The sequence below is a fragment of the Rhizobium aethiopicum genome (assembly GCF_014197535.1).
GTDB lineage: Bacteria > Pseudomonadota > Alphaproteobacteria > Rhizobiales > Rhizobiaceae > Rhizobium > Rhizobium aethiopicum_A.
This window is the reverse complement of sequence record NZ_JACIFV010000004.1, coordinates 350,755-374,756: the sequence shown is the minus strand read 5'-3', so window position 1 is coordinate 374,756 and position 24,002 is coordinate 350,755. Positions and strand designations below refer to the sequence as shown.

Genomic DNA, 24,002 nt, shown 5'->3' with positions numbered 1-24,002 from the left:
CTCTTTCAAAGGATCCAATCTCTCAGATCCCGCAAGCTCCGCCGCCCACGTTTCTCTTTCTTCTCATCTTCAATTGTCAAAGAACCGACGACACCGGCCGTCACCAAAACCCGTTCCAAACTCGCGCCCAGAACACAAACCAGCAATCGCCAATCCGCTTGAGTTTCTTTAGAACGAAAGACTTCGTCGCCAGCAGCGCCGCCGCCCTCGTTCAGTGAGTGGGCTTATAGAGCTAACCCCTTTTCTAAGTCAACTGCCCATCGCAAAAGTTTTTTGACATTTTTGTAACATCTTGATTCAGCTGCTATTTTCCTCGCGCTCCTTATCCACAGGCGGCGTTTTAGCGACAAATTTCCGAAGATTTCTTTATCGGCTGGTCAAAAAATCCTCGAATTACCGCCCGTAATTGGCGAAAGATCCCGTGAAAACAGTGCTTTGAGCCAATTTATGGTTAATCGAGGATTAAACCTACGCTGGCCGGCGAGCTTTAGATTTCCGTCACAAATCAGCAGCTGCAATTTCGGAACCTATCACCGATTGAGGTGTTGTCTTTCCCATTGAAGGAAGGAGACCGACATGGCTGCCAACACCGATGACATCAGAGCATCTGTCAGCAAGGACATCGCTGCGCTCCAGCAGGAAGTCTCTCGTCTGCAGAAGATGATTTCCGCCCAAGGCGCCGAGGCCTATTACGAAGTGCGCGGCCGCGCCGGCAAGGCCTACGATGAAGCCTTGCCCCGCGCAAAAAACGCCGTCGCCCAAATCCGGGCCGAAGGGGCAGCCGCCGCCGGCGCCGCCCGCGAGCATGCGGCCGCAACGACCACCGCACTGGTGCTTGCCGGGGCGGTCGGCTTCCTCTTTGGCTACCTGCTATCCGGCAATTCACAGCCGCAGCCTCGCCATTGGTGGCACTGAGCGCTCAATCCGCCCCGAAGCCAGCTCTTTTACGCACCTGCCGACCCATTTTCGGCAGGGTGCGTAAACGCTTATGTCTCAGAAAAACCAATTTTTAATGCGAGAGATGGCAACATAAAAAACGAACGGGAGGACGACCAATGGACAATAAGAGGGCCAATTGCATCATTGAAGTCAGCGCCGACGGCGTCAACGGCCGTTACGCGGTCGGCATCATGAATATGCGTCAGGCGCTCGACCTGCCTGAAATGCCAAGCCTGTCCTATACCCATCCCGACCCAGTAAAGGCTGCTGCCGGCATCGTCGTCAGTCGCAAGGAACTGGCCGGCTTCATGGCCTGCCGCTGAGGCGGCGCGACCAACCGGTTTTTCACCCAGACGGCGCTTTATCCGAAGCGCTGACATCGTTTTGCGCCCTATCATACCTTGGTTTTAGTTTGTCATGCTGGCATCGTTGGGCCGTTCGTGCCAAGAAGCGGCATCGAGGCTGGACATGGATGGCAGATGAGGGACCGGCGCCCATCGCATAAGACACGCGAGCGGCTGAAGCCTGCCGCCGATATGGCAGGCAAGCGGGTCACCCTTCCGCGCGCCCTTTCCAAGCTCGGCTATTGCTCCCGTACCCAGGCCGAACGGCTGATTGCCGAAAGCCGCGTCGCCGTCGACGACCGTATCGTCAGCGATGCCTCTGCATGGGTCGATCTTTCGACGGCGAGGATCAGTGTCGACGGACTTGTCATCGCCGCCGAGGCGAAAATCTATCTGATGCTCAACAAGCCACGCGGGCTCGTCACGACCCGCCATGATCCCGAGGGCAGGCCGACGGTCTATGATTGCCTCAAGAATTTCGACATCCCGCACCTCTCTCCGGTCGGCCGGCTCGACAAGGCAAGCGAAGGCCTGCTGCTTTTCACCAATGACACCGAGTTCGCCCAGACCCTGCTCGATCCGATCACCCATGTGACCAAAACCTATCATGTCCAGATCGACCGCCTCATGGGCGACGAGGAAATTGCCGCTATGACATCCGGCATCCGGCATGACGGCGAGTTGCTGACGGCAACCGCCACACGACGCCTGCGCCAGGGCGACAGGAACTCGTGGATCGAGGTTGAGCTCGATGAAGGCCGCAATCGCCAGATCCGCCGTATGCTGGAGGCGCTCGGCACCGAATGCTTGCGCCTTGTGCGGGTCGCCATCGGCGGGCTCGAACTCGGGGAACTTCCAAAGGGCGCCGTGCGTGCGTTGACAGAGGCAGAGTTGCAGGGGTTGCGCCGACGAGCCGGCATGGAAAGGGCGAGACGTTGACCGATGTGCCGGAGATGGCGCCGCATGACTTCTGGCAGGAGATCCATCCGCCTGGCACCTTTCCCGACGATCGGGAATTCACCACCTTCTATGTCGCCGCGCTGGAAGACGGCCGCCAGCTTCGCCTGCCGATACGCGTGTTGGCAGATGGCGATCACGCCCTCGCTTCGCTGATCGTCAACCAGGCGAGCTTCGCCGTCCTCGACGCGTTGGCCGACGGTCTCGCCGAAAAGATCAAACCCATGGGCGTCGATGTCATCGCCGGCCTGCCGACGCTCGGCTTGACGCTTGCCGCCGCCGTTGCGCAGAAGCTCGGTCACGACCGCTACGTCCCGCTCGGCACCTCGCGCAAGTTCTGGTACCGCGACGAACTCTCCGTTCCTCTGTCATCGATCACCACCCCGACACAGGACAAGCGCCTCTATATCGATCCGCGCATGCTGCCGCTGCTGACCGGGCGGCGCGTCGCCCTGATCGATGACGTCATTTCCAGCGGCGCCTCGATCGTCTCGGGCGTTGATCTGCTGACGGCCACCGGCATCGAACCTGTCGTTATCGGCGCGGCCATGCTGCAATCGGAGCGCTGGCGCGATAGCCTCGCAGCCGCCGGGCCGCAATGGATCGCTCGCATCCGCGGTGTCTTCGCAACGCCCGTGCTGGAGCGGAATGCCGAGGGCCGCTGGCAGGTTTCGGCCCGACCGAAGAGATGAGATTGTTCAATTTTTGCCGGCTGGCGCCTCTGTACAGCAGATGAGGAACGACTACAGTCCGCCCAAGGCCTGTCACCCGGAAATCTGCAGCGGTTCCGGTACAGCGACATACCCCCATCGATGAAACACCGGATCCGCCCATGTCGTTCGAGCAAGCATCCCTGCTGATCCTTCTGCTGGCGATGCTCATTCTCTTCTCGCTCGAGCGCATACGCATCGAAGTGACTGCGATTGCTGGCCTGCTCGCCGGCTATGCGCTCGGACTTTATCCGGCCGACCAGATCTTCGCGGGCTTCGCCAGCCCCGTCGTTATCACCGTCATCGAAATCCTGCTGATCGTTCAGGTGCTGGCGCGCGCCAAACTCTTCGACAGCCTCGCTGCGCGTGTCGCGGCCGCAAGACCGTCGAACTTCAAGATCATATCAGGCGCTTCCTCGCTTGCCGGCGTTCTTTCCATCTTCATGAACAATATCGGCGCCTTTGCAATCACCTTGCCGGTGGCGCTGCGGCTCGGCGTAGCACTCTCAATCCCCCGCCGTCAGCTCATCATGCCCATCTCGTTTGCCGCCTTGCTCGGCGGCCTTGTCTCGCTGATCGGCACGCCGGCCAACCTGCTCGTCAGCGACGCGCTCGCCAAGACGTCCGGTGCTGGTTTTCATTTCTTCGATTTCAGCTATGTCGGGCTGCCAGTCGCAATCGCCGGCATCCTGCTCATCGCCGTTCGGGTCCGATACCTGTTCCCGGAATCTGACGCATTGCCGGCAACGCTCGCCCAAGGCTCGCGTCGCATCGTCGTCGAACGTTGCATTCCCAATGCTTCGCCGCTGATCGGCACACGGCTTTCCGAGTGTCTGACCCGCTTCGGCATCAAACCGCACGCGCTGATCCGTGACGGCAATTTCGTTTTTGGCCCCCTCGACCAGTCGATGATCAGCGCGGGCGACGTGCTGCTTGCCGAAGGCGCCGATGACATCTTTGCCGGCCTTGCCGCCACACAGGCTCTGGTGGCCGATGCCCATCTGAATGGTCAGCCGCCAGATTTCACCCGGGTCGAATCCGTCGTCATGCCCGAAAGCACGCTGGTGGGTTCGCGCGTCAGCTCACTCGAAGTCTTCCACCATCGCGGCATCGCAGTCACTGCTCTTTCCATGCGCACACCGCGTATCGAAGGCCGCTTTCTCGATCTGCAACTGTCGATTGGCGATATATTGAGACTGGAAGGGCCGCGTGCGGCAATCGCCGAAGCGCTGGAGGAAAGCGAGTGCCTGCCGCTTGCTCCGACGGCTTCAGCCGAACCGGCCCTCCTCTCCTGGCGGCCTTTCGCATTGTTTGCCTGCGGCGTCGCGGCGTCGGCGGCGGGCCTGCATTCCGAGGTCGCTTTTGCGGGTGTCGTCCTCGTCCTCGCTTTGCTCAATCATCTCAACATCCGCCAGGCGATGGCCGACCTCAACTGGCCGATCATCATCATGCTCGCGGCGATGATTCCGATCGGCCAGGCGGTAGCCAGCACCGGGGCGGCCGAAACGATTGCCGGCTGGCTGAGCCTCATCGTGCCGGTTAACCATCCGCTTTCTGGCATCGCCCTCATCCTCTTCCTCGCGATGGCGCTGACGCCTTTCGTCAACAACGCGACGGTCGCAATCGTGCTCGCCCCGATCGCACTCGAATTTGCGAGGATCGGGCAGCACGCACCGGACGCCTACCTGATCGCGGTCGCCATCGGCGCCTCGCTCGATTTTCTGACGCCCTTCGGCCATCACAACAACACGCTGGCGATGGGCATCGGCGGCTACCGCTTCAGCGACTTCCTGCGGGCCGGCTGGCCGCTTGCCGTTGCAACTTACGGCCTCGCTCTGTTTCTTCTGGCTCTGTTCTGGCTGTGATGCGATACTTCGGCTCGGCTTGACTTCGCCGGTAATGAAACTAGAGCAGGAAGCCATCAGCCAAATACAAGGACAGTCGAGCGCCGTGCGAATCCTCTCCGAAGCCCATTTCCCGGAACTGCCGAACTACTATCGCGGCAAGGTGCGCGAGAATTACGACCTTCCCGACGGAAGCCGCATTATCATCAGCACAGATCGGCTGAGCGCTTTCGACCGCATTCTCACTTGTATTCCCAATAAGGGCCAGGTGCTGACGCAGACGGCGCGTTACTGGTTCGAGGCGACGAAGGACATTTGCCCGAACCACGTGCTCGACTATCCCGATCCGAATGTGGTCATCGGCAAGCGGCTCGACATCCTGCCGGTCGAAATCGTCGTGCGCGGTTATCTCGCCGGCACCACCGGCACCTCGATCCTGACCCTCTATAAGAAGGGTGAGCGGGAGATGTACGGCATGCGTCTGCCGGACGGCATGCGCGACAATCAGATCCTGCCGGAACCCGTGATCACGCCGACCAGCAAGGAATTCGACGGAGGCCATGACGAACCGCTGACGCCCGCGGAAATCGTCACGCGCGGCCTTCTGACCAGCCAGCAGTGGGAGACCTTGTCGAAATATGCACTCGCGCTCTTTGCCCGCGGCCAGGACATGGCCGCGAAGCAAGGCCTGATCCTCGTCGATACCAAATATGAATTCGGCACCGACGGCGACGGCAACATCATTCTCGCCGACGAGATTCACACGCCGGACAGCAGCCGCTACTGGCTTGCCGAAACCTATCCGGCAAGTTTTGCCGCCGGCAAGCGCCCGGAAAGTTTCGACAAGGATTTCGTCCGCGCCTGGGTGGCGGAGCGTTGCGACCCCTACAAGGATGAAATCCCTGAAATCCCCACCGAACTGATCGAGCAGACCTCGGCCGTCTATATCAGGGCCTACGAGGCGATAACCGGCGAGCGCTTTGTCCCGGACAATAGCGGCGAGACGCCGCTTGCCCGTGTCCGCAACAACCTCGCCCCCTATTTCCCTTGAACAGGCGACGTGCGAAAGCCGCCGGGCCTTGCATCGGCTTGGCAGTTTTCGCTGAATAGCGCTAGCATCGGCAAAAAGGGGTACCGGGCGACGCCCGGCGGGGGACGGATGGTAAGAAGGCCGAGACGCAAGGCCGAGGAAACGCGACAGGACATCCTCTCCATGGCGGAGATGCTGTTTCGCGAACGCGGCTTCGCCGCAGTGTCGATCGCAGATATATCAGGCGCGCTGCACATGTCGCCCGCCAATGTCTTCAAGCATTTCCGTTCCAAGGTGGCGCTGGTCGATGCCATCGCCGGGCGACATCTCGACAATGCCGCCGAGCGTTTCGTCCCTCTCGACCAGGACATGCCCGCGAAGGAGCAACTGCTCCGCTTCGTCCTGCGCCTGCTGGAGGGCCATCTGCAGGATATCCAGAAGAACCCTTACATTTTCGAAATGGTGCTCTCGACCATCGAGGCCAAACTCGAAGCCGGCAATCGCTATCGCGCCCGTATCGAGGGAAAAATCGGCGAGATAATCCGCAAAGGCATGGTGGAAGGACGTTATCATTGCCGCGATCCCGAGCGTGCGGCACAGACCGTCGCCGATGTGCTCGCCTGCGTGCTGCACCCTGTCCTCATCGTCCGCGACGACAAGGAGACGCTGGTGCATCGTGCCGAGGAAATCGTCGGCTTCGTCGATGCCGCACTGCAAAATAGCGCTTGCTAAGTGACGGTTGCTGACTTACGTCACTTCGTAAAGCTTTTGTTAGACTCGGGATTATGGCATTTGAGGCCAAGCTCATCCTGACGCTTATATAAGCCTGCGCTCGGCCCGGCCGGGCCCGTGGATCGAACGGCGATTGCCACCGCATGAGGGAATTCAGAATGATTCGGCGTGCCGTCCTCATCTCCTCGGCCCTGCTGGCCGGCGCATTGCTTGGCGCCTGCAGCGACAACGCCGGCAAGCCCGCGGGCAATGCCGGCGCGGCCGCGCAGCAGGCGACCCCCGTTGGCGTGATCGCCCTGACGAAGGCAAGTTTCCCGATCACGACAATTCTTCCCGGCCGCGCCGAAGCTTTCCAGACGGCCGATATCCGGCCGCAGGTAAGCGGCATCATCCGCGAGATCGCCTTTAAGGAAGGCGGCGAGATCAAGAAGGGCGACCTTCTCTATCAGATCGAGGATGCGCCCTATATCGCCGCCGTCGAGCAGGCCAAGGCGGCCATCTCCAAGGCCGAGGCGAGCGTGCCGAGCGCTGAAAGCAATCTCGAACGCTATCAGCGCCTCGTCGGCAGCGGCGCCACCCAGATCGAATACGAAACGGCCAGAACGACACTTCTCCAGGCGAAGGCTGAAGTGGAATCGACGAAAGCAGCGCTTGCCGCCGCGCAGATCGACCTCGACCATACGAGAATCGTTGCACCCTTCGACGGTGTCATCGACCAGACCGCCTATAATGTCGGCAACGTCGTCTCGGCCAACCAGACGACGGCGCTGACGACGATCCGCCAGCTCGACCCGATCTACATCTCGCTCACCGAGTCGAGCACCAATCTGCTGAGGCTGCGCGACGCGATGGCCGCCGGCGATATCAAGGGCGCGGAGAATGTCGCCTTCCACCTGATCCTCGAAGACGGCAAGGAATATAATCAGCAGGGCAAGCTCGACATGTCGAAGCAGGTGGTCAGCGAGACCACCGGGACCTTCATCATCCGTGTGCTCTTCCCCAATCCCGATCGTATCGTGCTGCCCGGCATGTATGTCCGCGCCACGGTCGAGCTCGGCGCCGAAACCGGTTATGCGCTGCCGCAGCTGGCGACGAGCCGCGATGCCAACGGCCGGCTGACGGCGCAGTTCGTTTCCGCCGACGGCAAGGTCGAAACCCGCGCCTTCGAAAATAGCTCGCCCTCCAACAATTCCTGGCTGGTGACCGACGGCATCAAGGACGGCGATCAGCTGATCGTTACCGGCCTGCAGTCGGTCACGGCAGGCATGCCGGTGAAGCCGCTTCCGATGAAAATCAACGACAATGGCGTGGTCGTGGCTGCCGAGCAGCCCGCGGCCGGTGACGCTGAGAAGCCCGCAGCGAAGTAATCGCTCCGAGCCCGCATCGTCACCGTCTCAGCCGCACAGGAACAACCGATGGCCAAGTTTTTCATCCGACGTCCGATTTTCGCTTGGGTCATTGCGATCACCATCATGCTCGCCGGCCTGCTGGCGATCTTCACCCTGTCGATTTCGCAATATCCCGACATTGCCCCGACGACGGTGCGCATCAACGCAACCTATCGTGGCGCCAGCGCCGAGACGGTCGAAAAATCGGTAACGACGATCATCGAAGACGGCATGACCGGCCTCGACGACCTCACCTACATGACCTCGACCTCGTCGACCGGATCGGCCAGCATCCAGCTCACTTTCGGAACCAGCATCGATCCCGATATCGCCCAGGTGCAGGTGCAGAACAAGCTGCAGCTGGTCCAGTCGCAGCTTCCGGGCGACGTTATCGATGCCGGCATCAGCGTGACGCGCTCGACCTCGAGCATCCTCCTCGTCGGCTCGCTCGTTTCAACCGACGGCAAGCGCAATTCGGTCGATCTCGGCAACCTCATGTCGACCTCCATCGAGGACCAGATCCAGCGCCTGGAGGGCGTTGGCAGCATCAACGTCTTCGGTTCCGGATACGCCATGCGCGTCTGGCTCGATCCCTTCAAGCTGGTGAAATACCAGCTGACGCCGAGCGACGTCACGGCGGCGATCCAGGCGCAGAACACTCAGGTTTCCGTCGGTTCGCTCGGCGCCCAGCCGACGATCCCCGGTCAGCAGCTCAACGTCACCATCACCGCGCAAAGCCAGCTGACTACCGTCGCCGATTTTGAGCACATCATCCTGAAGGTCGAAAAGGACGGCGCGACCGTGCGCCTGAGCGATGTCTCGCGCATCGAGATCGGTCAGGAAAGCTATGGGGGCAGTTCGCGCTACAACGGCCTGCCTTCGAGCGGTTTTGCCGTCAACCTCGCGATCGGCGCCAACGCGATCGATACCGCCGCCCGCGTGCGGTCAGCACTCGATGTCATCGGCCGCACTCTGCCGGAAGGCGTGAAGATTACCTATCCCTACGACACGACGCCCTTCGTGGAATTGTCGATCGAGAAGGTCGTGCATACGCTGATCGAGGCAATCGTGCTCGTCTTCGTGGTGCTGCTCGTCTTCCTGCAGAATCTTCGGGCAACGCTGATCCCGACCATCGCCGTTCCTGTGGTGCTGCTTGGCACTTTCGGAGTGCTGGCGGCCACTGGCTATTCGATCAATACCTTGACGATGTTCGGCATGGTTCTGGCGATTGGCCTTTTGGTCGACGACGCGATCGTCGTCGTCGAAAACGTCGAACGCATCATGTCTGAAGAGAAGCTTTCGCCGCTCGAAGCGACGGAAAAATCGATGGGCGAGATCACCGGCGCCATCGTCGGCATTGCGCTCGTGCTGACGGCAGTCTTCATTCCGATGGCCTTCTTCGGCGGTTCGACCGGCATCATCTATCGCCAGTTTTCCATCACCATCGTCTCGGCCATGCTGCTGTCGGCGCTCGTCGCCATCGTGCTGACGCCGGCGCTCTGCGCCACGATGCTGAAGCCGGTCAGCGAACACAGGAAACACCGCGTCGGCGACTGGTTCAACCGCAACTTCACGCGCTCGACCAACGGCTATGTCACGACTATCGGCTATCTCTTGAAGCGGCCGATCCGCGTCATGCTGGTCTTCCTTCTCGTCGGCGCCGGCTGCGCCTATCTCTTCACCCGGCTGCCGAGTTCCTTCCTGCCGCAGGAAGATCAGGGCGTGCTGCTGACCATCGTCACCACGCCGCCAGGCTCGACGACGCAGCAGACTCAGGCCGTCATCGAGAAGGTGGAAAACTACTATCGCGAGAATGAGAAGGATGCCGTCGAATCCGTCTTCGGCGCACTCGGCTTTGGCTTCAGCGGCTCCGGCCAGAACAGCGCCATCGTTTTCACCAAGCTCAAGGATTTTTCGCTGCGCACTGATCCAAATCTGAGCGCCCAGTCGGTTGTCAACCGGGCGCTGCGCAGCTTCTTTGCGATGCGCGAGGCACAGGTCTTCGCGCTCCTGCCGCCGGCGATTCAGGGCCTCGGCGTGTCGAGCGGCTTTTCCATGTATCTCGTCGATACCGGCGGCCACGGCAACGACGCGCTGACGGCTGCTTCCAAGCGGCTGATCCAAATGGGCAACAGCTCGGGCAAGATCGTGGCGCTGCGCAGCAGCAACAAGGAAGTCGAGCCGCAGATGCGCATCGTGCTCGATCAGGAAAAGATCGGCGCCATGGGCGTCGACATCGCCTCGGTCAATTCGATGCTGTCGATCATCTTCACCGGCCGCGATGTCAACGACTTCACGCTGAACGGCGAGATCAAGCCGGTCTATGTCCAGGGCGACGCGCCGTTCCGCATGCAGCCGGACGATCTTAATCATTGGTATGCCCGCAACACGGCCGGCGAGATGGTGCCCTTCTCCGCCTTTACCAAAACCGAATGGGTGAAGGGCGCACCTTCGCTTGCCCGCTTCAACGCCGTCAGCGCGATTCCGCTCGATGGTGCCGCCGCACCTGGCGTGTCCTCCGGCGATGCGATGAACGAAATGGAAGCGCTGACCGAGCAACTCGGCGGCGGCTACACGGTCGCCTGGCAGGGCATTTCCTATCAGGAGCGCCTTTCCGGCTCACAGGCGCCGATGCTCTATGCGATCTCGGTACTCGTCGTCTTCCTCTGCCTGGCAGCGCTTTACGAGAGCTGGTCGATCCCCTTCTCGGTAATCATGGCAGTGCCGGTCGGCGTCCTCGGCGCTCTGACGGCGGCAACACTCTTCGGCCAGGCCAACGATGTGTATTTCAAGGTCGGCTTGCTCACCACCATCGGCCTGGCGGCGAAGAACGCGATCCTGATCGTGGAATTCGCCAAGGATCGCATGGAAAGCGGCATGGGCCTTTACCAGGCGACGCTGGAAGCGGCGCGGCTGCGCCTGCGGCCGATCATTATGACATCGCTTGCCTTTATCCTCGGCGTCGTGCCTCTGGCGATCGCCACGGGCGCGGGCTCTGCGGCCCAGAACGCTATCGGCCTCGGCGTTCTCGGCGGCATGCTGTCGGCAACGATGCTCGGAATTTTCTTCGTGCCGTCCTTCTACGTCGTCATTCGACGCATCTTTGCCACACGCGACAAAAATGCGGCAGGAGTGTGATATAAATGCACTGTGATAATGCTGTTCCGATTGCTACATTGCGCCCGACTGCTTCGGTGTGTGTGTTTGTGGTAGGACGAGGCGCGGCTGCGATAGTGAAGCATGAAGCTTCGGACAAGAATTGACTTGCTCGAGTACAGGATGAAATGAATGGTATCTCTTCGTTTTGCCACACCGGCATTATTGTTATTACTGTCGGGCTGCGTTGTTGGCCCGGATCATGCTCCTCCTGAAATGCCGCTGCCCGCCAAATTCGGAGAAGGCGGCACGAAAAGTGTAGGTGACGTTGCTACCGCAGCCTGGTGGACCGCCTTCAACGACCCTAAACTGAATGGCTATGTTCATGCCGGCCTCGATCAGAACCTGACGGTTCAGCAGGCGATCGAACGCATCAATGCGGCCTCTGCAAACGTCACCACCGCCGGCGCGGGCGCCCTGCCGAACCTGAATGTCGGCGCTTCGCACACGGTCAGTGGTCAAAAGGGCGAGCTGCGCTCGCAGTTCGACACACGCAACACCAGTGCCGGCGAAGTCCAGCTGACCTGGCTGCTCGATCTCTTCGGCCTCTACAAGCGCAGCACCGAAAGTGCTCTCGCCTCGCTCGATTCCGCATACGCATCCGCTGACGTCGCCAAGCTGACCCTCGTGCAGGATCTCGTCTCGAGCTATATCGATGTTCGCTATTATCAGCAGCGCCTGGCGCTTTCGAAGGCCAACCTGAAGTCCCGTCAGGAAACCTACGAACTGACCAAGTTCCAGCTTGAAGCCGGCGCCGCCTCGCGTCTCGACGTCGTTCAGGCCGAAGGCCTCGTACAGTCGACGCTCGCCGAAATTCCCGGCCTCGAAACCAACATCCGTATATCAGCCCATCACATCGCCACGCTGCTTGGCCTGCCGGCCTCGGCCCTCGTCGACGAGCTGCTGAAGGGTCGCGGTCAGCCGGTCTTCCGTGGCGGCATCAACTCGGGCATCCCGGCGGACCTGATCCGCAACCGTCCCGACATTCGCGTCGCCGAGCGTGATCTCGCTGCCGCAACGGCCAATATCGGTGTTGCCGAGGCGCAGCTCTATCCGAGCATCTCGCTCAGCGGCTCGATCTCGCCGTCCTACATCAACCAGCGCGGCATCCATGGCGACCTGACCCCCTGGTCCTTCGGCCCGACCCTCAACCTGCCGATCTTCGATGGTGGCCGTCTGCGCGCCAACGTCAAATCGGCGCAGTCCACTGCCGCGACCGCCTACCTCAACTGGAAGTCGACGGTGCTGACCGCGGTCGAACAGGTCGAGAACGCGCTTGCCGCTGTCCGCCGCGACGCCCGCACGGTCGCAGCCCTACAGGCTCAGGTGAAGACCACGCAGGAAACGCTCGAACTGTCGACCGCGTCCTACAAGGACGGCGCCTCCTCGCTGCTCGACGTTCTTGATGCACAGCGCCAGGTCTCGCTTGCCCAGGCAAGCCTTGCCCAGGCCGTCCAGCAGATGGCCAAGGACTACGTCTCGCTGAACATTGCGGTCGGGGGCGGCTACGCGCCCGGCGGCAAGACCACAGTAGCGGTGACGCCGGCGCCGGCAAAGGCCAAGAGCTGATCGGCATTTCGCCTTCCTGGAAATGCAAAACCCCGCGATCGCCTCGCGGGGTTTTTTCATGCCCGACGAATCCCGGAATAGTCGCGCGCCAGACGAATTTGGATTCGACAAACAGAAACGGCTGCTGTAGGACTGATTAAACGATTAACCAGAATGCTCCTGACCATGGCTTCATCGCGCTCCGGACCGAACCTCAGCAGGATAGCGACCTCGCTCGGCGTCTCCATTGCCACGGTCTCGAATGCGCTTTCCGGTAAAGGCCGGGTCTCGGGGCAGCTGGTCGAACGGATCCGCGAACACGCCGCCGAACTGGGTTATGTCCCGAGCCAGGCCGGCCGCGCGCTCAGGACCGGCCGCAGCGGCGTTCTCGGCCTGGTTTTGCCCGATATCGCCAACCCTCTGTTCCCGAAGATCGCACAGGCGATCGAATTTGCCGCCTCCGCCGCCGGTTACGGCGTGCTGATCGCCGACTCCCGCGGCGATGCTGCCGCCCAGACCGAGGCGATCAATCGTCTCGTCGAACGCGGCGTCGACGGCATGGTCATTATTCCCCGCCGCGCCACCCGCATTTCGTCCGCCGCCTGCCCAGTCGCTCTCATCGACACCCCCTCGACGCCAGGCAACACCGTTTCCGCCGACCATTGGCAGGGCGGCCGCGAAATCGCTCTCCATCTCGCGGACCTCGGCCACCAGCGCATCCTCATCATCGGCAACAACCAGGAATCCAGCGTTCAGAACGACCGCGCCGATGGGGTTCGCGCCGGTATGCACGCGGGCATGCATGCCGAAACGCTGTGGATCGGGAAGGTGGAGCAGGATGGCGGCAGCGGCTGTCCGCTCGGCCTTGCCGAAAAGGTGCGGGAGGGTTTTACCGCTTTCGCGGCTCTTTCCGATCTGCAGGCATTACGCGCGCTGACCGAGCTGCAGCAGGCCGGCATCAGCGTTCCCGGCGATGTCAGCGTCACCGGCTTCGACGACCTCATCTGGTCGCCTGTTGTCACACCGTCGCTGACGACGGTCAGGATGGACATGGATAGAATTGCCGGAATTGCGGTATCGGCGCTGGCCGATACCATCAGTAAAAGCCGCACCCGGGAAGGCGCGCTCGTTACCGCGGAAATCGAACGCGTCCCAATGCAGCTGATTGTCCGCCAATCGTCCGGGCCTGCGAGTCCGGCACCAAAAACCTCAGAGATGGAGAACATGTAAGATGAAAAAAGCTCTCATGGCGTCGGCGGCGCTTGCCGCACTATCGCCGTTTGCCGCCTCCGCAGCCGAACGAACGCTGACCATTTCCGTCTATGCCTTCGCCCAGGACGACTTCAAGACGCTGGTCTATGATCCGTTTGAAGCCCAATGCGGCTGCAAGCTGGTGGTCGAGACCGGCAACAGCGTCGAACGGCTGGCCAAGATGGAGGCGAACAAGGCCAACCCCGTGGTCGATCTCGCCGCCGTTTCGATGGCGGATGCGCTTGCCGCATCGCGCGCCGGACTGACCGACAAGATCGATACGACGAAACTTGCCAATTTCGCCAAGCTCTACGACGTCGCCAAGGATCCCAACGGCGACGGCATGAGCGTTGGCTATACTTTCTATGCCACTTCGATCGCCTATCGTTCCGACAAGATGAAGATCGAGTCCTGGGCCGATCTTCTGAAGCCGGAATATGTCGGCCATGTCGCCTTCCCGAATGTCACCACCAATCAGGGCCCGCCGGCGCTCTATATGCTGGGCCTGTCGCTCGGCAAGGATACGCCTGATCTGCAAGGCCCGATCGCGGCACTGGGCGAGAAGAAGGACGACATCGTCACCTTCTACGAAAAGTCCTCGCAGCTCGTGCAGCTCATGCAGCAGGAGGAAATCTGGGCAGCCCCCATCGGCCGTTTCTCCTGGGCCGGCTTCACCAAGCTCGACCTTCCCGTCGCCTGGGCAACGCCGAAGGAGGGACAGACCGGCGGCATGAACGTGCTGGTGTTGACCAAGGGTTCGAAAAACCAGGATCTCGCCATGCAGTTCATGGATTTCTGGCTCTCGACCGAGATCCAGACCAAGCTCGCCGAAAAGCTGATCGATAGCCCTGCCAACAGCGAGGTCAAGCTTTCCGAAGCTGCCGCCGGCAACCTCACCTATGGCGAGGAAACGGCCAAGAGCCTCAAACTGATCCCTTCCGCCATCGCCCTCGACAACCGCGCCGGTTGGCTGAAGACCTGGAACGAGAAAGTCGGCCAGTAAAGCCCGCATGAAGCCGCCCCGGCCGCTCGCCGGGGCCATCTCCTCTCCTGGAAAGGCGCCTCATGTTCCAGAACCGCGCGGAAGCCTTGGCGCTTGCCCTGCCGGCAGCCGTCTTTGCGACGGTGGTCTTCCTGCTGCCCGTCGCAATCCTGCTGTCGGAGGGTTTTCGCGCCGGCGGCGCCTGGACACTGTCGGCGTACACAGGCTTCTTTTCCGAGACGCTGAACCGAACCGTTTTCCTGCGCTCCTTCCGGCTCGCCATCGAGGTCACCGCCGTCTCGGCCGTCATCGGCTACGCCGCAGCCTTTGCCATCGTCAACCTGCCGGCGAACGGCAAGGGCCGCATGATCGGCTTGATCACCCTGCCGCTGATGATCTCGCCGGTGGCGCGCACCTATGCGTGGATCGTCATTCTCGGCCGCACCGGCATCGTCAACCAGGCAATAACGGGTCTCGGTTTCAGCGCCGACCCGCTGCGCCTGCTCTTCACCGAAACCGCCGTCTTCATCGGCCTCCTGCAGCTCTTTCTGCCGCTGATGATCCTGTCGTTGATCAGTGCGCTCGAGAACATGCCGAGGGATGCGATCCCGGCCGCCCGCGTACTCGGCGCCAACTGGTTCCAGGTCTTTTGGAAGGTCGTCCTACCGCTCACGCGCGAGGGTCTCGTCATCGGCGGCACGCTTGTCTTTACCGGCTCGCTCACCGCTTACATCACCCCCGCCATCCTCGGCGGCTCCAAGGTGCTGATGCTCGAAACGCTGATGTACCAGCAGGTGTCCGTCGCCAATGATTTCGTCTCGGCAAGCGTCATCGCCTTCATCCTGATTGTCATGAGCTTTGCCGCCAACATCCTGCTGAAACGCCTTGCGACGGCGAGGAGCCGCAGATGAGCATTCGCCTCCTTTCGCCCGTCGTGCTCTTCCTGCTGCTGGTCTTCCTCATCGGCCCGTTTCTGATCATCATCGCCGCCTCGCTATCCGCGGGCGATACGCTGGCCTTCCCGCCGCAGGGCCTGTCGCTACGCTGGGTGATGAAGGTCTTCACCATCGAAAGCTTTCGCGACAGCTTCGCCATGTCGATGTTCCTCGCCGTCTTCGGAACGCTGGCAGCCCTCATCCTCGGCATCCCGGCCGCCTATGCCCTGTCGCGTTACCCGCTGCCCGCAGCAGAGACTGTCCGCACCATCGTCTCGCTGCCGATCATCGTCCCCGGCATCATCGTCGGCCTGGCATTGCTGCGTTATCTCGTCGTGCCCTTCGGCTTCAACATCACGCTCGCGCTCTTCTTCGCCCATGCGGCCCTCGTACTGCCCTATGCCGTGCGCGTCGTTTCGGCGAGCCTCGACAACCTGCGCTCGGATATCGAGGAAGCGGCCGTCCTGCTCGGCTCCTCCAGGCTCGGCGCCTTTTTCCGCGTGGTCATCCCGAATATCCGTGGCGGCATCCTGGCGGCCTTCATCCTCGGCTTCGTCACCAGTTTCAATCAAGTGCCGGTCTCGCTCTTCCTTTCCGGGCCAGGTGTCCGAACCCTGCCGATCGACATGCTGGGCTATATGGAAACCACCTACGACCCATCCATTGCGGCGCTCTCCGCCCTTCTCGCTTTCCTCTCGATCGGCATCGTCTTTCTCGCCGAACGCTTCCTGGGATTCTCGCGCTATGTTTGATGCCTATCTCCAACTCGACAAGCTGACGCTTCGCTATGGTGATACGGTCGCCGTGAGGGATCTCGACCTTGCGATCGCCAAGGGCGAGCTCGTCGCTCTTCTCGGCCCCTCCGGCTGCGGCAAGACGACAACGATGCGCGCCATTGCCGGCCTGCTGAAGCCCGCTTCCGGCCACATCCGCCTAGACGGCGCCGATATCACCCGCGTCTCCGCTAACAAGCGCGCCGTCGGCCTCGTCTTCCAGTCCTACGCGCTTTTTCCGCATCTCACGGTCTACGAAAACGTCGCCTTCGGCCTGCGCCTCAGGGGCATTTCGGGCGCGGATCTCGATGCCCGCGTCGGCGCCGGCCTGAAATCCGTCGGCCTCACCACTTTCGCCGGCCGCAGGCCCGCTGAACTCTCCGGCGGCCAGCAGCAGCGCGTGGCACTGGCGCGCTCCATGGTGATGGAACCGAAGGTGCTGCTGCTCGACGAACCGCTCTCCAATCTCGATGCCCGGCTTCGCCTCGAAATGCGCGCGGAATTGCAGCGCGTGCAAAAGGAGACCGGCGTCACCATGATCTTCGTCACTCACGATCAGGTGGAAGCCTTGGCGCTCGCCGACCGCATCGTCGTGATGCTGAACGGCGGCATCGAACAGATCGGCACGCCTGAGGAGATCTATAACAATCCCGCCTCCGCCTTCGTTGCCGATTTCGTCGGCTTCGAGAATGTCTTCGCCCTGAAGGATGGAAAGCTCGTGACGCCGCACGGCCCGGCAGCACTCTCCGATCCGCCGCCGCAAGCTGCAGCCGGCCTGGCCTGGCGCCCGCGGACAGTGACCCTCGGCTCCGGTCCGTTCCAGGGTACGGTGCACGGCACGTCTTTCGCCGGCAATACACGCGAATACCTCCTCCAAACGCCGCTTGGGCCGATCAAGGCCGAGATCGACGCAAACCTGCCGCCGCACGCGATCGGCAGCGCGCTCGCCTTCGATCTGCCGGTCGCCGGTGCAGCCAATCTCAAACGCTTCGGGTGACATCATGGGTGTGTGGATCGATACCGACATGGGCTTCGACGACATCGCCGCCATTCTGGTGGTGGCGCAATCGAAATATCAGATCGACGGCGTCTCACTGGTCTTCGGCAATACGCCGCTCGCGCAGGTGAGGATGAATGCCGCCGGCGCCGCCAGCGCCTTCGGCTGGACCTTTCCCATCCATACCGGCCGTGCCGCGCCCGTTCTCGGCAAGCTCGAAACCGCTCAGGCGATCCTCGGCGAAACCGGCATTCCGACGTCAGGCACCAGTCTGCCGAAGGTCCCTCCCCGTGCCGAGAGCGATGCCTTCACCGCGCTCTGCCGCTGGCTCGAGGGCGATGGACCCCATCGCATCCTGGCGCTCGGGCCGCTCACCAATATCGCCGCCGTGGCGCTCGCCCGCCCCGATCTTGCTGCGCGCATCACCGAACTCGTCTGGATGGGCGGCGGCGTCACATCGGGCAACCATACGGCCTCTGCCGAGTTCAACGCGCTCGCCGATCCCGAGGCGCTGGCGATCGTTATCGCCCATGGCCTGCCGCTGCGCATGGTCGATCTCGACCTCTGCCGAAAGGTGCTGGCAAGGCCTGAAGATGCCGAGCCGGTGCGCAGTGCCGGCGGCGCCAATGCCGAGCTGATCGCCGACATGTTCGCCGGTTATATCAGCATCGGCACCAGCCGCGGCCGTCCCGGCATGGCAATTTACGATCCCTCCGCCGCCGTGGCCTTCGTCGCCCCTTATATCGTCAGCTTCCGCCCCGCGCGCATCGACGTCGAACTGCAGGGCGCCCTCACCCGTGGCCGCACCGTCGTCGAGACCCGCGCCACGCATGCGACATTCAACGCCCAATTCGCCGCCGATATCGACGTCGAGAAGGCGCGTAGCATCATTCTCGCCGCCCTGATCAACGAGGCCCGCAAATGAACGCCACTGCTCGTCAGGAACCTTTCGATCTCAACGATCCCGAATTGCGCGCCCGGGCAGTTGCCGCCGCCCGCGGCGACGCCCCATTCGATATGCTCATCACCGGCGGCCGACTGCTCGATGCGGTGACGGGCCTGATTCGGGAAGCCGATATCGGCCTCGTCGGCGCGCTCATCTCCAGCGTCCATGCCCCGGCGAGCCGCACGGATGCCATCGAGATCATCGATGCGACCGGCGGCATCCTGACGCCGGGCCTGATCGATACCCACATGCATGTCGAAAGCTCGATGGTGACACCGGCGGAATATGCGAGCGCCGTCCTGCCGCGCGGTGTCACGACGGCCGTCTGGGATCCGCATGAATTCGGCAATGTCCATGGCCTCGACGGCGTGCGCTGGGCGATCGAGGCGGCACGTGTTTTGCCGCTGCGCCTGATCCTGCTCGCCCCCTCCTGCGTGCCGTCGGCGCCGGGCCTGGAGCTTGCCGGCGCTGATTTCGACGCCGCCGTCGTTGCCGAAATGCTGCGTTCGCCTGCTGTCGGCGGCGTTGCCGAAGTCATGAACATGCGCGGCGTCATCGACGGCGATTCGCGCATGAGCGCCATCGTCAACTCGGGCCTTGCCTCCGGCAAGCTCGTCTGTGGCCATGCTCGCGGCCTCACCGGCGCGGACCTCAACGCCTTCATGGCAGCGGGCGTCACTTCGGACCACGAACTCACCTCCGGCGCCGATCTCGCCGCCAAGCTTTCCGCCGGCCTGACGATCGAGCTGCGCGGCTCTCACGATCATCTCTTGCAGGAATTCGTCGAGGTGCTGAACGGTCTCGGCCAGCTGCCCCCGACCGTTACGCTCTGCACCGACGACGTCTTTCCCGATGAACTCTACCAAAGCGGCGGCCTCGACGATGTCGCCCGCCGCCTGGTGCGCTACGGCATGAAACCGGAATGGGCACTGCGCGCCGCGACCTTCAACGCCGCTCAGCGGCTGAAGCGTTCCGATCTTGGCCTTGTCGCCGCCGGCCGCCGCGCCGATCTCGTTCTCTTCGACGATCTCACGGAATTCCGAGCGCGCCTCGTCATATCAGACGGCCGCATCGTCGCCCGCAACGGCAGCATGGAGGCGGCCGTACAGCCGCTCGATCCGGCGCCGCTCATCAACTCCGTGAAGCTGCCGCCGCTCGCCGAGACCGATTTCCGCATCCCTGCGAAGGGCGCGCGCGTCCGCATCGCCACCATCGACCGTCCGCGCTTCACGCAATGGGGCGAAGCCGAAACCGAGATCCGAGACGGCTTCGTCGTACCGCCGGCCGGAAGCGCCATGATCGCCGTCGCCCATCGCCACGGAAGGGCCGGGGGCACCCCCCGCATCGGCTTCCTCACCGGCTGGGGCGAATGGCGCGGCGCCTTCTGCACCACCGTCTCGCATGATAGCCACAATCTCACCGTCTTCGGCGGTAATGCGGCCGACATGGCGCTCGCCGCCAACGCCGTCATAGCAGCCGGCGGCGGCATGGCAGTCGCCAAGGACGGCGCAATCCAGGCGATCCTGCCGCTGCCGCTCTCCGGCCTGGTCACCGACGCATCGCTGAGAGACACGGCTTCGGCCTTTTCCGATATCCGCAAGGCCATGGACAAAATCGTCGACTGGAAACCGCCCTACCGCGTCTTCAAGGCCTGCTTCGGCGCAACGCTGGCCTGCAATGCCGGTCCGCACCAGACGGACCGGGGGATTGCGGACGTGGTGACGGGGAAGGTTGTGGAAAGTCCGGTGCTGGAGATTTTCTAGGTCGAACGCATCTCAAAGCGAGGGGAGTGCCGTGCAGCCCTCCATCCGCCTACGGGCATCTGTCGCCGTGACCAACATAACCTATGGCCTATTTCGAAGTAGACATTCGGAATCAAACCTTCCTGACCAGGCCGAATGGCAGCACGTTATCAGATTCAAGCTGAGCTGCCGGCGCGGGCCGTCCAATGTAATATCCTTGGATCTGGTTGATACCGTACTGCTGCATCAGCCGCTGATGTTCAATGGTCTCAACGCCTTCAATGAGTATCCTTACGCCGCGATTGCGCAGCAGGCTGATGATGTCAAGCAACATCCTCTTCCCTTTTTCCGTGTTGCAATCATGGAGGAAGGATCGATCGATCTTGACGGTGTCGAATTCTATGAGGCGAAGCCACGAGAGCCCGGCAAACCCTGTGCCGAAGTCGTCCAGCCAGACTTGAGCGCCTAGCTTTCTCAGGTCGCTGATGCAATGAACCACGGTCTGGTCGATTTCCAGCTCAACGCCTTCGGTAATTTCGAAAGCAAGCCGAGCACCCGTCACGCCGAATTCTGCGAGAGTCGCAGCGACATAGCTGGCGAAACCTGGCATTTTAAGCTCAATCGGCGAAACGTTGACGCTGGCAACTTGCACCAAGCCGGTTGCCAACAAGTCTCGGCAAACGGTGCGAATTGCCCACCGGCCGAGTTCAACAATCGAACCTGTCCTTTCCGCAACTGGAATAAACTTAGCAGGTGATACCTGCGTCCCGTCCAACATCCTCAAACGCATCAAAGCTTCAACACCGTCCGTCTTGCCTGTCTGAATGTTGCGGATCGGCTGATAGACGAGTGAGACAAGGCCGTGTTCAATCGCGATTTTCAAGGTCGCGGCTATATCCTCGCTGTCATCGCTAGTCTGCGGGTCTTCGGGATCGAAGACCACGAGGGTGTTGCGACCCGTTGCCTTGGCGGCATAAAGCGCGCGATCGGCTTCATGGACGACCTTGTCGACCTGTTTGGTCTCATCCCGCGTATAGGACACACCGACACTCACGGTGATGACGGCGGTCCCGTCCCGCCTGTGCTCGTGTGGCCAAGCCAACGCTCGGACGTCAGCACAAATTGCTTCTGCCAGTTCGGTAGCTCTTTCCCAATTCGGCATTGGCGTGATGACGATGAATTCCTCGCCTCCGTATCGCCCGATGATCGAGCCCCAGGACGAGGCCACGCTTTGGAGAAGCTGCGAGACGGCGACAAGGCACCGGTCACCTTCTTGATGGCCGTAGCAGTCGTTATAATGTTTGAAATAATCGACATCGATAAGCAGGACGGCAAAGGGCGCCTTATGGTCCTGCCAGCCTTGCCAATAATCACGCAGACGTTGATCAATCGCCCGGCGATTTTCCAGCCCGGTCAACGAGTCGGTGTTCGAGAGATGCAAAAGGGCCTTACCTCTTTCGTCGGCAGCAGCTTGCTGCAAACTCGCTTCAAGAGCATTCAGGAAGACTTTATAGCGCTCTCTGTTGAGTTGAAGGTTCACGTAAGAGGTAAAAATAAAGCAAGAAATGCAGAACGCTCCGAGGATCAGCTTATGAAGAAGCAGCATCGGCGCGAATAAACAGAGGGCGCCGATGAAGATGAGCATGTTCGTTACGGAGGCCGCAAGAGCTAGCGGAAACCGGAAACTGAAGAACAGGTTGACGCTCATCATAAAGATCGAGCCGAAAACCATATAGTATGAGAAGGCGTCCGTGACCGTGGTCATCTGCGCGGTGAGAAGCCAGACAAGATAAGCTGCCAGCACGGACACCGCCGCAGCCATATCGACCGTATCGGCTTTTGCCTTGCGGTAGAGCAAGAGCTCCAACACGCACAGCGCACCGGCGCCAACCGCCAATCGACCGGCGATCGTGTACCGGACTACGTCTCCAATAAAGAGATAGTCGGTGAAAGAGTATGCAAGGTAAGCAGCCACCGCTATCCAGAGGCCGTTGCGCGTAGCGGACTTTCGGCCGCTCTCGCTCTTCTGCTTATAGAGACGGTGCAACTGTTCTGGCGACAGCGTCGGCCCTATGGTGGCGACTGCGGTCTCGGCTAACACGTGCATCATGCCCCTGCCACCCAACATACTGCCACAGTTGCCCTACGCACTGCTAGCTGACGCTGGATAGCCCTGCGCAGACTCCACATCAACCGATAACGCTCCACCGAGCCCTAAGCAGGCAGAGTATCTGTCGGGTTCACTAATATTTTCTAAAATTAAGACGTGCACGAAGACCGTGCTCCAACCTTGACGCTTGACCAGAGAATGACGAAGATTTTATTCAATGTTTAAATCTTTATTCTCAATGAGGTTTCCGTGGCTCAGCCCCTATTTTCCCTTGATGGCCAAAGCTTGATTACACCGCAGTCCGTCAGCAATCAGTTCCCCTCACCTCACCACGATAATCAAACGGACCTCCTGCGAACTGCAGAGGCTGAGTTTGCGATTATCATCAACATTGCAATGCAGCGGTTCGGCGCCGGGAAAGACCTGCCTGGTGCAGTCAGGTGGTTAATTGGTCAGCTCCATGACATCCGTCAAAAATTCGGTGCTGTTGTATGGCAGAAGCTCATCCCATTTATCCAGGCTCATTCCTCGTCAAAGATTCTGCAGCAGTGCCCGTTCACGCGTTGGTCCTTTGAAAAACCCCGCGGCTATTCCGGTGATGCCAGTCTCATAGACTTTATTTATGGGCATCCGGCGGTAGCCGAAGAAGTGGCCAGGTCCACCCTTCTCGGGCTGGATATCTTTGAATACACGATCAACGCTCCCGGCCCGATAGCGGTCAGGGAACGTCGCGACATCCTGACCCGCTACGTCGATGACACCGCTGCGCAAACGGGTTCGGACACCGAAGTCCTGGCCATCGCCGCCGGTCACCTTCGCGAGGCCGAGGCATCAAAAGCACTTGCAGAAGGCCGCCTTAAGCGCTGGGTTGCTCTTGATCAGGATCCGCAAAGTATTGGCTCGATCGCCAGCCAATTCCATGGGACTTCTGTCGAGCCTATCGACGGATCCGTGCGCGGCTTGCTCGCGCGAAAGCATCAGCTTGGCACCTTCGATCTGATCTACGCAGCAGGACTGTACGATTATCTCGCCGATAAAGTAGCAATCCGGCTCACGCAGATTTGCATGGAAATGCTGAAACCGGGCGGCGTTTTTCTATTTGCTAACTTCTCCGATGAGATGGCGGATGACGGATATATGGAATCCTACATGAATTGGGAGCTCCTCCAGCGTTCCGAGGCCGACATGTGGCGTATTGCCGATGCCAGTGCAGCGGAAAACACGGTTGAAAAGACGGTCTGGTTCGGTGCCAACCGCAACATCATTTACGCCACCATCAGGAAGCTGCCGTAAGTCGCGACGGCCGCGCCCGGCCTCACTGCTACAGACCGGCCGGGAACATTTGCATCTAGAGAGAGTTAGCACGCGTCGCAGATAGGCGGACAATACCAGCTGATCATAAGGCGCCACCGCTCGTGATGATCGGGGTTGTTGCTTGGACTGGCAGGCTGGGCCTCGTTCCGTCATCCGCCGGTCGTCGCAGTGAGTGGCCTCGCGCTGTTGGCGTCCCTGCTGGCTTTCCCTCTCGAACGGATCCACTACACGCTCTTCCTGCTGCCCGTGCTGTTGCACCATTGGCAGCGCCCTTGGGCATGGCTCGCGGCAGCAGCGCTGGTCA

The 24,002-nt window shown here is 61.2% G+C and carries 20 protein-coding genes; 19 read left to right on the top strand and 1 reads right to left on the bottom strand.

Annotated elements, in window-relative coordinates; all coding sequences use genetic code 11:
• From GGD53_RS31430 to GGD53_RS09015, 18 genes are all read left to right on the top strand, one after another.
• Window positions 1–218, top strand: a 218-nt coding sequence (locus GGD53_RS31430) for a hypothetical protein (RefSeq protein ID WP_210303122.1), incomplete at its 5' end; no start/stop codon positions are given.
• Between the two features lie 358 nt (window positions 219–576).
• The gene (locus GGD53_RS09095) at window positions 577–915 is read left to right on the top strand and encodes a hypothetical protein (RefSeq protein ID WP_085779272.1); all 339 of its coding nucleotides are present in this window, start codon (window positions 577–579) and stop codon (window positions 913–915) included.
• Between the two features lie 140 nt (window positions 916–1,055).
• Window positions 1,056–1,262 (top strand): hypothetical protein, encoded by a 207-nt coding sequence (locus GGD53_RS09090; RefSeq protein WP_184455132.1) that lies wholly within the window; start codon window positions 1,056–1,058, stop codon window positions 1,260–1,262.
• A gap of 156 nt (window positions 1,263–1,418) precedes the next feature.
• Window positions 1,419–2,222: a pseudouridine synthase gene (locus GGD53_RS09085; protein WP_184455130.1), complete on the top strand. Its 804-nt coding sequence runs from the start codon at window positions 1,419–1,421 to the stop codon at window positions 2,220–2,222.
• A gap of 14 nt (window positions 2,223–2,236) precedes the next feature.
• Window positions 2,237–2,932: a phosphoribosyltransferase gene (locus GGD53_RS09080; RefSeq protein ID WP_184455147.1), complete on the top strand. Its 696-nt coding sequence runs from the start codon at window positions 2,237–2,239 to the stop codon at window positions 2,930–2,932.
• A 140-nt stretch (window positions 2,933–3,072) separates the two neighbouring features.
• Window positions 3,073–4,815 carry an SLC13 family permease gene (locus GGD53_RS09075; RefSeq protein ID WP_184455129.1) on the top strand — a complete coding sequence of 581 codons (1,743 nt, stop codon included), beginning with the start codon at window positions 3,073–3,075 and terminating at the stop codon, window positions 4,813–4,815.
• An 85-nt stretch (window positions 4,816–4,900) separates the two neighbouring features.
• Window positions 4,901–5,845 carry a phosphoribosylaminoimidazolesuccinocarboxamide synthase gene (locus tag GGD53_RS09070; protein WP_184455127.1) on the top strand — a complete coding sequence of 315 codons (945 nt, stop codon included), beginning with the start codon at window positions 4,901–4,903 and terminating at the stop codon, window positions 5,843–5,845.
• A gap of 108 nt (window positions 5,846–5,953) precedes the next feature.
• Window positions 5,954–6,556, top strand: a complete 603-nt coding sequence (locus GGD53_RS09065; protein ID WP_184455125.1) for a TetR family transcriptional regulator — start codon at window positions 5,954–5,956, stop codon at window positions 6,554–6,556.
• Between the two features lie 158 nt (window positions 6,557–6,714).
• Window positions 6,715–7,923 (top strand): efflux RND transporter periplasmic adaptor subunit, encoded by a 1,209-nt coding sequence (locus GGD53_RS09060; protein ID WP_184455124.1) that lies wholly within the window; start codon window positions 6,715–6,717, stop codon window positions 7,921–7,923.
• A gap of 48 nt (window positions 7,924–7,971) precedes the next feature.
• On the top strand, window positions 7,972–11,082 hold the full coding sequence (locus GGD53_RS09055; protein WP_184455122.1) for an efflux RND transporter permease subunit: 3,111 nt from the start codon (window positions 7,972–7,974) through the stop codon (window positions 11,080–11,082).
• A gap of 150 nt (window positions 11,083–11,232) precedes the next feature.
• The gene (locus GGD53_RS09050; protein WP_184455120.1) at window positions 11,233–12,669 is read left to right on the top strand and encodes an efflux transporter outer membrane subunit; all 1,437 of its coding nucleotides are present in this window, start codon (window positions 11,233–11,235) and stop codon (window positions 12,667–12,669) included.
• Between the two features lie 165 nt (window positions 12,670–12,834).
• Window positions 12,835–13,878 (top strand): LacI family DNA-binding transcriptional regulator, encoded by a 1,044-nt coding sequence (locus tag GGD53_RS09045; protein WP_184455119.1) that lies wholly within the window; start codon window positions 12,835–12,837, stop codon window positions 13,876–13,878.
• Window position 13,879: 1 nt separating this feature from the next.
• Window positions 13,880–14,902, top strand: coding sequence for an ABC transporter substrate-binding protein (locus GGD53_RS09040; RefSeq protein ID WP_184455118.1), 1,023 nt, complete (start codon window positions 13,880–13,882; stop codon window positions 14,900–14,902).
• A gap of 62 nt (window positions 14,903–14,964) precedes the next feature.
• A complete protein-coding gene (locus GGD53_RS09035; protein WP_184455117.1) occupies window positions 14,965–15,792 on the top strand; it encodes an ABC transporter permease in 828 nt (275 codons plus the stop codon).
• Window positions 15,789–16,568 (top strand): ABC transporter permease, encoded by a 780-nt coding sequence (locus GGD53_RS09030; protein WP_184455116.1) that lies wholly within the window; start codon window positions 15,789–15,791, stop codon window positions 16,566–16,568. The genes GGD53_RS09035 and GGD53_RS09030 overlap by 4 nt, the downstream gene beginning before the upstream one ends.
• The gene (locus GGD53_RS09025; protein WP_184455115.1) at window positions 16,561–17,586 is read left to right on the top strand and encodes an ABC transporter ATP-binding protein; all 1,026 of its coding nucleotides are present in this window, start codon (window positions 16,561–16,563) and stop codon (window positions 17,584–17,586) included. The genes GGD53_RS09030 and GGD53_RS09025 overlap by 8 nt, the downstream gene beginning before the upstream one ends.
• A 4-nt stretch (window positions 17,587–17,590) precedes the next feature.
• Complete coding sequence (locus tag GGD53_RS09020; protein WP_184455114.1) at window positions 17,591–18,511, top strand: nucleoside hydrolase; 921 nt, start codon at window positions 17,591–17,593, stop codon at window positions 18,509–18,511.
• Window positions 18,508–20,295 carry an adenine deaminase gene (locus GGD53_RS09015; protein WP_184455113.1) on the top strand — a complete coding sequence of 596 codons (1,788 nt, stop codon included), beginning with the start codon at window positions 18,508–18,510 and terminating at the stop codon, window positions 20,293–20,295. The genes GGD53_RS09020 and GGD53_RS09015 overlap by 4 nt, the downstream gene beginning before the upstream one ends.
• 112 nt (window positions 20,296–20,407) lie before the next feature.
• Here GGD53_RS09015 and GGD53_RS09010 read toward each other — a convergent pair whose 3' ends face one another.
• On the bottom strand, window positions 20,408–22,384 hold the full coding sequence (locus tag GGD53_RS09010) for a putative bifunctional diguanylate cyclase/phosphodiesterase (protein WP_432443121.1): 1,977 nt from the start codon (window positions 22,382–22,384) through the stop codon (window positions 20,408–20,410).
• Between the two features lie 249 nt (window positions 22,385–22,633).
• On the opposite strand from GGD53_RS09010, the gene GGD53_RS09005 reads away from it, so the two are divergent.
• Window positions 22,634–23,677, top strand: a complete 1,044-nt coding sequence (locus GGD53_RS09005; protein WP_184455112.1) for a class I SAM-dependent methyltransferase — start codon at window positions 22,634–22,636, stop codon at window positions 23,675–23,677.
• Window positions 23,678–24,002: the final 325 nt, after the last annotated feature.